General features: G+C 67.3%; 9 protein-coding genes and 1 pseudogene. 6 read left to right on the top strand and 4 right to left on the bottom strand.

Annotated features, from left to right (window positions below; translation table 11 throughout):
- Window positions 1–417: 417 nt before the first annotated feature.
- Window positions 418–1,020 (top strand): transposase, encoded by a 603-nt coding sequence (locus tag RHOFW104R8_RS11540; RefSeq protein ID WP_068094800.1) that lies wholly within the window; start codon window positions 418–420, stop codon window positions 1,018–1,020.
- Between the two features lie 462 nt (window positions 1,021–1,482).
- Here the strand turns inward: RHOFW104R8_RS11540 and RHOFW104R8_RS11535 are convergent, their stop codons facing one another.
- The 3 genes from RHOFW104R8_RS11535 to hutU form a co-directional block, all read right to left on the bottom strand.
- Window positions 1,483–1,767 (bottom strand): type II toxin-antitoxin system RelE/ParE family toxin, encoded by a 285-nt coding sequence (locus tag RHOFW104R8_RS11535; protein ID WP_068094802.1) that lies wholly within the window; start codon window positions 1,765–1,767, stop codon window positions 1,483–1,485.
- Window positions 1,757–2,002, bottom strand: coding sequence for a type II toxin-antitoxin system prevent-host-death family antitoxin (locus tag RHOFW104R8_RS11530; RefSeq protein ID WP_068094805.1), 246 nt, complete (start codon window positions 2,000–2,002; stop codon window positions 1,757–1,759). The genes RHOFW104R8_RS11535 and RHOFW104R8_RS11530 overlap by 11 nt, the downstream gene beginning before the upstream one ends.
- Before the next feature lie 70 nt (window positions 2,003–2,072).
- Window positions 2,073–3,743 (bottom strand): urocanate hydratase, encoded by a 1,671-nt coding sequence (gene hutU, locus RHOFW104R8_RS11525; protein WP_068094808.1) that lies wholly within the window; start codon window positions 3,741–3,743, stop codon window positions 2,073–2,075.
- Between the two features lie 61 nt (window positions 3,744–3,804).
- Between hutU and RHOFW104R8_RS11520 the strand changes: the two are divergent.
- The 4 genes and pseudogenes from RHOFW104R8_RS11520 to RHOFW104R8_RS11505 form a co-directional block, all read left to right on the top strand.
- A pseudogene (locus tag RHOFW104R8_RS11520) lies at window positions 3,805–4,074 on the top strand (cytochrome b); the annotation flags it as partial.
- Window positions 4,075–4,260: 186 nt separating this feature from the next.
- Complete coding sequence (locus RHOFW104R8_RS11515) at window positions 4,261–4,800, top strand: hypothetical protein (protein WP_407071441.1); 540 nt, start codon at window positions 4,261–4,263, stop codon at window positions 4,798–4,800.
- 79 nt (window positions 4,801–4,879) lie between these two features.
- Window positions 4,880–6,385 carry a DNA-3-methyladenine glycosylase 2 family protein gene (locus tag RHOFW104R8_RS11510; protein WP_068094812.1) on the top strand — a complete coding sequence of 502 codons (1,506 nt, stop codon included), beginning with the start codon at window positions 4,880–4,882 and terminating at the stop codon, window positions 6,383–6,385.
- Window positions 6,382–6,894: a methylated-DNA--[protein]-cysteine S-methyltransferase gene (locus tag RHOFW104R8_RS11505; protein ID WP_068094820.1), complete on the top strand. Its 513-nt coding sequence runs from the start codon at window positions 6,382–6,384 to the stop codon at window positions 6,892–6,894. The genes RHOFW104R8_RS11510 and RHOFW104R8_RS11505 overlap by 4 nt, the downstream gene beginning before the upstream one ends.
- Before the next feature lie 117 nt (window positions 6,895–7,011).
- On the opposite strand, the gene RHOFW104R8_RS11500 is transcribed toward RHOFW104R8_RS11505, so the two are convergent.
- Window positions 7,012–7,416, bottom strand: coding sequence for a hypothetical protein (locus tag RHOFW104R8_RS11500; protein ID WP_068094815.1), 405 nt, complete (start codon window positions 7,414–7,416; stop codon window positions 7,012–7,014).
- A 51-nt stretch (window positions 7,417–7,467) separates the two neighbouring features.
- On the opposite strand from RHOFW104R8_RS11500, the gene RHOFW104R8_RS11495 reads away from it, so the two are divergent.
- A complete protein-coding gene (locus tag RHOFW104R8_RS11495; RefSeq protein ID WP_068094818.1) occupies window positions 7,468–8,742 on the top strand; it encodes an ectonucleotide pyrophosphatase/phosphodiesterase in 1,275 nt (424 codons plus the stop codon).
- The last annotated feature ends 84 nt before the right edge of the window (window positions 8,743–8,826 follow it).

The raw sequence follows: 8,826 nt of genomic DNA, 5'->3' as shown, positions 1-8,826 counted from the left end.
TGTCTTCGTCATGTCGTTCTCCTTGCGTGGATTGAATCACACGGCAAGGGATACGTTTCTCGCGGGCAAGGTCAGTCAGGCTCACTTACCATGTCTCAGGAAGTGAACCTGAAGACTCATGTCGCCGCCTCCTGCGCCAGGCGGTACGTTGGAACTACCACGGTTTCGACGTCGCCCAGCGACAGGAGGCAGCCATGTCACTTTACGCAGCCATCGACCTGCATTCCAGCAACAGCGTGTTGGCCGTCATGGATGGTGACGGCAAACCGGTGTTGCGGTGTCGGCGCTCCAATGATTTGCCGCGCCTGCTCAGCGACCTTGCGCCTTACCGGGACGAGCTGGTCGGCGTTGCGGTGGAGTCCACCTACGCGCGATCTGCTGCGTCGTCGCTTCAGCCTGGTGCGGCAAGCCGTCCGGTTGACGCTGTCGATCCAGTCCAGTTTCAGTCGCAGCACCGGCAAACAGCTCTCGGCCAACGCCCTGCGGCGGCTGACGCCGTCGCAGCTCGTCGACCTGTTCCCGGATCTGGCAACCCGCTGCGGCGTGTTGATCCAGTTCAAGCTGTGGCTGACTTTGCAGGAGCAGATCGCCGCGCTGGAGCAGTGGATCCGCAAGGACATCGCGCGGCCGGATCTTTTGATGCGGTTGCAGAGCGTGCCGGGCATCGGGCCGATCCTGGGCATGACGATCCTGCCGGAGAGCGGTGCGATCGAGCGTTTCGCCTCGGTCGACGATTACGCTTCGTACTGCCGCATGGTCGAGAGCGTGCGACTATCCAACGGCAAACGAAAAGGAACCGGCAATCGCAAGTGTGGCAACCGCTATCTGTGCTGGGCCTTCATGGAAGCGGCCAACTATGCGGTCCGCTATGACCCGCTGATCCGCCGCTGGTACGAGCGCAAACGCGCGCGCAAGCATCGCGTGGTCGCGATCAAGGCCGTGGCGCACAAACTGGCGCGCGCCTGTTACCACATGCTGCACGAGGGCACGACGTTCGATCTCACGCGTGCCTTCGGCTGATCACGCTGGCGGTCGCAGGCCGGAACCGGGGTTTGGCTCTGAGCCAGTCACTCTGAAAGGTCGCGACCGTCGGCACCCGTGTTGTACGCAAGACCGCACGCGGACCGAGCCATCAAGGGGTGGGCCTTGAGCCCGAGATTCTGTGCCACGCACGACGTGCACCTGGACGGGATCCGCGATGACCGATGAGTGTTTGGCAAACAGCAAGGGCCGCTGGCGCGGCCCTAACCAGAACGGTGACTGGCGCGATCTTGGCGCCGCGTGAAACACAGCGGCGGGTGGTCAGCGACAAGACGGGCATCTACTCTTCGGCAGCACCGGGGAAGAGCAAGGTTCACTTGCATCCTCACCGAGAGTGATAGTGAGCCTTGAAACCGCCCTCCCCATGGTTCTCTTCACGCGCTTTCGATCGCAACCTGGCGCTTCCATCGACATGTAGCGCACCGTTCCATCCTATCCATCCTAGACGCGCTTCTTCGCCGCAAGGTAGACCAGCCCTTTTTCACGTTTGCCGACCGCAATCACGGTCACCACGAGGACCTTGTCATGCACTTGGTAGACCAGGCGAAAACCCGACGCGCGCAGCTTGATCTTGTAGCAATCCGGCAATCCGTGCAGGCGAGAGGCAGGAACGTGTGGATGCTCCAGCCGCTCGGAAAGCTTGGCTTTCAGCTGTTGGCGAATATCGGGGGATAGCTTGCGCCATTCCTTCAGCGCGGACTCGACGAACTCCAGGCTATAGCTCATCGAGCTTGACCTTCACCCGTCGCTCGCCGCTGCGAGCTCGTACCAGTTCGGCCAGTTCCAGATCATCCAGCCGATCCAGCAGGCGTTTGTAGGTTTCTGCAGGCACCAGATAAGCGCTGGGCTTGTTATGCACGAGCACGGCGACCGACTCGCCGTCGGCCGCCTCGATCACCGCGCTGGGATTACGTTTGAGTTCGGTGATGCTGATACTCGCGCTGGCGAGAATGGATTCCATATTCGTCTCCTTATTTGGCGCCGAATATGGCACATCCTGCCTTGCACCTCAACCGGCGGCGACCGCGCACTCAAACCATCGGCAACCTCAACCCCTGCTCCCTCGCACACTCGACCGCAATCTCATACCCCGCATCCGCATGCCGCATCACGCCGGTGCCCGGATCGTTCCACAACACCCTCGCAATCCGCTTGTCCGCCGCCTCTGTGCCGTCGCAGACGATCACCACGCCGGAATGCTGCGAATACCCCATCCCCACCCCGCCGCCATGATGCAGCGACACCCACGTCGCACCACCGGCCACATTCAACATCGCGTTGAGCAGCGGCCAGTCGCTGACGGCGTCGCTGCCGTCCTTCATGGATTCGGTTTCGCGGTTGGGTGAGGCGACGCTGCCGGAGTCGAGGTGGTCGCGTCCAATCACCACCGGCGCCTTCAACTCCCTATTGCGCACCATCTCGTTGAACGCCAGGCCGAGCTTGTCGCGCAACCCCAGCCCCACCCAGCAGATACGGGCGGGCAGGCCCTGGAAGCTGATGCGCTCTTTCGCCATGTCGAGCCAGTTGTGCAGGTGGGCGTCGTCAGGGATCAGCTCCTTCACTTTCTGGTCGGTCTTGTAGATGTCTTCCGGGTCGCCCGAGAGTGCAACCCATCGGAAAGGTCCGATGCCGCGGCAGAATAGCGGGCGCACGTAGGCGGGCACGAAGCCGGGGAACGCGAACGCGTTTTCGCAGCCGACGTCCTGGGCCATCTGGCGGATGTTGTTGCCGTAGTCGAAGGTGGGGATGCCCTGCGCGTGGAACGCGAGCATCGCTTCCACGTGGGTCTTCATCGACAGCTTGGCGGCGCGTGCGGTGCCGATCGGATCGGCCTTGCGGCGTTCGAACCACTGCTCCAGCGTCCAGCCCTGCGGCAGGTAGCCGTTGACCGGGTCGTGCGCGCTGGTCTGATCGGTGACGGCGTCGGGGCGCACGCCGCGGCGCACGAGTTCCGGCAGCACATCGGCGGCGTTGCCGAGCAGCGCGATGGATTTCGCTTCGCCCGCTTTGGTGTATTTCGCGATGCGCGCCAGCGCGTCGTCGAGGCTGCTGGCCTGCTCGTCGACGTAGCGGGTCTTCAGGCGGAAGTCGATGCGGCTCTGCTGGCATTCGATGTTGAGGCTGCACATGCCGGCCAGCGAGGCGGCCAATGGCTGCGCCGCGCCCATGCCGCCGAGGCCGGCGGTGAGCAGCCACTTGCCCTTGAGATTGCCGCCGTAGTGCTGGCGGCCCATCTCGACGAAGGTTTCGTAGGTGCCCTGGATGATGCCTTGCGAGCCGATGTAGATCCACGAGCCGGCGGTCATCTGGCCGTACATCATCAGGCCCTTTTTATCGAGCTCGTTGAAGTGCTCCCAAGTGGCCCAGTGCGGCACCAGGTTGGAGTTGGCGATCAGCACGCGCGGCGCGTCGGCATGCGTGCGGAACACACCGACCGGCTTGCCGGACTGCACCAGCAGGGTCTCGTCGTCCTCTAGCGTGCGCAGCGCAAGCAGGATCGCGTCGAAGCACTCCCAGTTGCGCGCCGCCCGCCCGATGCCGCCGTACACCACCAGCTCGGCCGGGTTCTCCGCCACTTCCGGATCGAGGTTGTTCTGCAGCATGCGGAACGGCGCCTCGCTGAGCCAGCTCTTGCAGGAAAGCTCGCTGCCGCGCGGCGCGCGGATGGTGCGGGTGGTGTCGATGCGGGTGGGTGCGTTCATCACGAAGGGCTCCGATGAGTCAGACCGATGAGTATAGGTCAGCCGGTGCTGCACCCGAACGCTGCTGTATTTGCTGATGCTGGCGATGCCGCTGATCGGCTGGGCGATGCTGTCGGCCGGCGGCTATCCGGTGATGCTCGGCGCGTCGCTGCGGCTGCCGCCGATCTTCCCGGCCAGCCCGGCCGCGTTCGCGATGCTGCGCCACCTGCACGGCGGGCTCGCGATGCTGCTGTTCCTCACGTTCCTGGCGCACATGGCGGCGGCGCTGTACCACGGCCTGATCCGCCGCGACGGCGCGTTGTCCGGCATGCTCGGCCGGCGCCAGGATTGATGCGCGGCAGCGGCGGCTTTCGGGCCGTTCCGGCCGCCCGGCCGAAGTACCTCCGCGACGGGTGCCGGTGCCGATTGACTGGCGTCAGACAGCGGCAGAGACTGGCTGGACGGGGGAAGTCCTGGAGTGGCCATCGCAAGACTTTGCGGGGAGGCTGCCATGCGTGCAACAGAGTCGATGTACCGGTTGGCCATTGCCACCACGATGCTCGTCGCCATGGGGGGGCTGCAGGCGGCGGGCAAGAAGGCGCCCACGGACGCCCAGATGATCGCGAGCGCGATGCGCGCGGCGCCGGCCGGCGTCGCGAAGGGCGCGACGATCGTCGCGATGGACGCGGACGGCAAGATGCGCACGTTGCGCAAGGGCACGAACGATTTCACCTGCATGCCGGACCTGCCGACGATCCCGGGGCCGAACTCCATGTGCATGGACAAGAACGGGATGGAGTGGGCGCAGGCATACATGGACCACAAGCCGCCGCCGGCCGGCAAGCTCGGCATGATCTACATGCTGGAAGGCGGCACGGACGCGAGCAACACCGATCCGTACGCGAAGAAGCCGGAGCCGGGCAACCACTGGGTCAGGACCGGGCCACATTTCATGGTGGTGGGCGCCGACCCGGCGTTCTACGACGCGTACCCGAAGAACGCGGATCCGGATACGACGGTCCCGTACGTGATGTGGGCCGGCACGCCGTACCAGCACCTGATGGCGCCGATCAAGTAAGTCGCGCGGGCTCGCCGTTTCCGCCATGAATGTCCGAAAACGGCGAGTCCGCCCGCCCGGGCGGTGCTAGCCTGCGCGCATGGATGCCCTGCCCCATTTGCCCGATCCCCGCGTCTGCGAGCAGGCGCGGCTGAGCCGCGACGCGCGCTTCGACGGCCTGTTCTTCACCGCGGTGAGCAGCACCGGCATCTACTGCCGGCCGGTGTGCCCGGCACCGGCGCCGAAGCGCGAGAACGTGCGCTACTACGCGAACGCGGCCGCCGCGGAAGCGGCCGGTTTCCGCCCGTGCCTGCGTTGCCGGCCGGAGCTGGCGCCGGGCAACGAGCACTGGCGGCGCGGCGACCATGTCGTGGCGCGCGCGCTGAAGCTGATCGAGGCCGGCGTGCTGGCGGAGCAATCGCTGGACGAACTGGCGGCGCGCGTCGGCATCGGTGCGCGGCAGCTGCGCCGGCTGTTCGTCGAGCGCCTCGGTGCGCCGCCGGTCAGCGTGCACACGACGCGCCGGCTGCTGTTCGCGAAGCAGCTGCTGACGGAAACCGCGTTGCCGGTGACGGAGGTCGCGCTCGCGTCCGGTTTCCGCAGCCTGCGCCGGTTCAACGCGGCGTTCGCGCAGGCGAACCGCATCGCTCCGCGCGAACTGCGCCGGCATCCGCGCGCGGCGGCCGGTGCGGCGCTGCTGCTGCGGTTCGGTTACCGGCCGCCGTACGCGTTCGACGCGCTGCTCGCGTTCCTGCGCACGCGCGCGCTGCCGGGCGTGGAACTCGTCGACGAAGGGAGCTACGCGCGGGTGTTCGGCCCGCCCGATTCGCCGGGATGGTTGCGCCTCAGCGCGTGGCCGGGCGGCGAGCATGCGCTGCAGCTGCAACTGCACTGCCCGCAACCGACGCAGTTGCTCGGCGTGGTGACGACGCTGCGCCGGATGTTCGACCTGGACGCGAACCCGCAGGCGATCGCGGACACGTTCCGCCACGACGCCGTGCTCGGTCCGCTGGTCGCGCGCCACCCCGGCCTGCGCCTGCCTGGCGGCTGGGACGGTTTCGAGATCGCGGTGCGCGCGATCCTCGGCCAGCAGATCAGCGTGGCAGCCGCACGCACGCTGGCGACGCGCATCGTGCAGCGCTGGGGCGAACCGTTGCCGGCGTCGCCGCTGCCGGGGCTGGAGCGACTGTTCCCGACACCGGCCGCGCTGGCGCGGGCGGACCTGCGCGAGGTCGGCCTGACCGCGGCACGCGCCGCGGCGATCAGCACCATGGCGCAGGCGCTGCTGGACGGCCGCGTGGATTTCAGCGCGGAGCAATCGCTGGATGCGTTCGTGGCACGCTGGATCGCGCTGCCCGGCATCGGCGCATGGACGGCGCATTACATCGCGATGCGCGCACTGGGCGACCCGGACGCGTTCCCGGCAGCGGACCTGATCCTGCGCCGCGAGGCAACACCGGACGCCGTGCCGCTCAGCACGCAAGCGCTGGCCGAACGGGCGGACGCATGGCGGCCATGGCGCGCGTACGCGGTGATCCACCTGTGGCGCGGCGCGTCGGAAGCACCGGCACCGGCACGCCGGAAAAAACCGGGGGCGATCGCATGACGAACCTGCCCGACACCGTTTACTACGACGAGATGGACAGCCCGGTCGGCACGCTGCGCCTGGTGGCGGACGGCCGCGGCCTGCGCGAGATATGGTTCGAGCGCGAACGCCATCCGAAGCAGGCTCATCCCAGCTGGGTCCGCGCAGTCGCGCCATTGAAGTTCGCCCGCGTGCAGCTGGAGGAATATTTTGCCGGCGAGCGCCAGCACTTCGAGCTGCCGCTGCATCCCGTCGGCACGCCGTTCCAGCTGGAGGTGTGGCACGAACTGGGGCGGATTCCCTACGGCGTCACGATCAGCTACGGCGAACTGGCCCGGCGCATCGACAAGCCGCTGGCGGTGCGTGCGGTCGGCGCCGCGAACGGGCGCAACCCGCTGCCGATCGTGCTGCCCTGCCACCGCGTGATCGGCGCGAACGGCAGCCTCACCGGCTTCGGCGGCGGCCTGCCGACGAAGCGCTACCTGCTGGACCTGGAGGATCGCATCGCGCGCGGGGATCTGTTCGGCTGAGGCAAATTCCCCGTAGGAGCGCACCCTGTGCGCGAATGCTCTTCGCTTCGATCAACATCAGAGCATTCGCGCACTAGGTGCGCTCCTACAAGAGACGGCTTCCAGCGCGGCGCTCGATCAGCCGCCGTCCTGCTTCGGTACCGGCGATGTTTGCGGCACGACACGCGGCGGGGTCGGCGCGTCGCGCTCCCGGTCGAGCAGGTCCTGCAGCCGAGCGCGATCGCGGTCACGCTGCGCCTGGTCGGCCTGCTCGAGTTGCCGCTGCTGGCGCGGGTTGCCCGCGCTCGGCCGCTTCGCGTTGTCCGACACGCCCTGGTGCAGTTGCTGTTCCAGCAGCCCCTGCTGCAGCTGGTCGCGCGCCTCCTGCTGCTGCGCAGCCTGCTGGAACTGCACGCCCGGCGGCGCCGGCCTGATCAACGGCCAGGTGTCGGACTGCCAGGCCGCGGCGATGCCGGGCAGGCCGAGCACCAAGGCAACGAGCAACCCTGCGGGAACGTGCCGGGCAAGACGTGAAATGGTCATGGCAGTGCGCGATGATGAAAGGCTGACTGTCCGCACCATAAGGTTCCACGCATGAAAATCCCGTTTCGCCTGCTGCTGTGTTCCCTGGCAGCGTTCAGCTTCGGCTGTGCCACCCATCGCCCGGCGCCCACCGCCACCCCGGCCAGCGAACCGGCGCCGCTGCTGCTGATCTCGATCGACGGCTACCGTCACGACTACATGCAGCGCGGGCTCAGCCCGACCCTGGCGATGCTGGCGCAAGGCGGCGTACAAGCCGCCTCGATGCAGCCGGCGTTCCCGTCGCTGACGTTCCCGAACCACTACACCCTCGTCACCGGCCTCACGCCGGACCACCACGGCATCGTCAACAACACCATGTTCGACCCGCGGCTGGGCAAGTTCTCACTGGGCAACCGCGAGGCGGTCAGCGACGGCCGCTGGTGGGCCGAGGGCACGCCGATCTGGGAAACGGCGGACCGGCACGGCGTGCGCACCGCCACCATGTTCTGGCCCGGCTCGGAGGCGGACATCCACGGCCGCCGGCCGGATTACTGGAAGCCGTTCGACGCCAGCGTGACGGCCAACCAGCGGGTGGACCAGGTGCTGGCCTGGCTGGACCTGCCAGCCGCCGAGCGGCCCCGCTTCCTCACCCTGTACTTCGACGAGGTCGACCACGCGGGCCATGTCCATGGCCCGGACTCGACCGAGGTGGACGCGGTGCTGCGCGACACCGACGCAGCGCTCGCCCGGCTGGTGGGCGGCCTGAAGCAACGCGGCCTGTTCGACCGGATCAACCTGATCGTGCTGTCCGACCACGGCATGGCCGGCGTGCCGGAGGCAAACAGCGTGATGCTCGACGAACTGGTACCGCTCGACCGCGTGCAGACGGTGAGCATGGGCATCTTGGCCGGCTTCAACCCGGCGTCGGACAGCGCCCAGGCGCGCGCGGATTTCGCGCAGGTCGAGCAGACCCTGGAACAGCCGCAGCCGCACATGCAGTGCTGGGACAAGACCCGCGTGCCGGCGCGGCTGGCCTACGGCAGGAATCCGCGCGTGCCGCAGCTGCTGTGCCTGGCGAACGTGCACTGGCGCATCACCACCAGCGACTACGCGGCAAAGCGCAGGGGCCGGCTGAGCCTGGGCGAGCACGGCTACGACAACGCCGAGCCGCTGATGCAGGCATTGTTCGTGGCGCACGGCCCGGCGTTCCGCGCCGGCGCGAAGGTGCCGGCGTTCCCGAACCTGGACGTCTACCCGCTGATGACCCGCCTGCTCGGCCTCCCCGCCGCCGCGAACGACGGCGACTACGACGCGGTGAAGGACATGCTGAAGCCCGCAGCACGCTGAACCTTGCCTGGGTTCTACCCCGTTAACGCGGACACTTCTAAGAAGACCGATCATGGTCAAAAAGGAGTGTCATGTCCAAGCGAA

This window comes from Rhodanobacter sp. FW104-R8, assembly GCF_001617365.1.
In the GTDB taxonomy this organism is placed as follows: Bacteria; Pseudomonadota; Gammaproteobacteria; order Xanthomonadales; family Rhodanobacteraceae; genus Rhodanobacter.
Note: the sequence above shows the minus strand (reverse complement) of the source record. Positions and strands in the feature narration are given on the sequence as shown.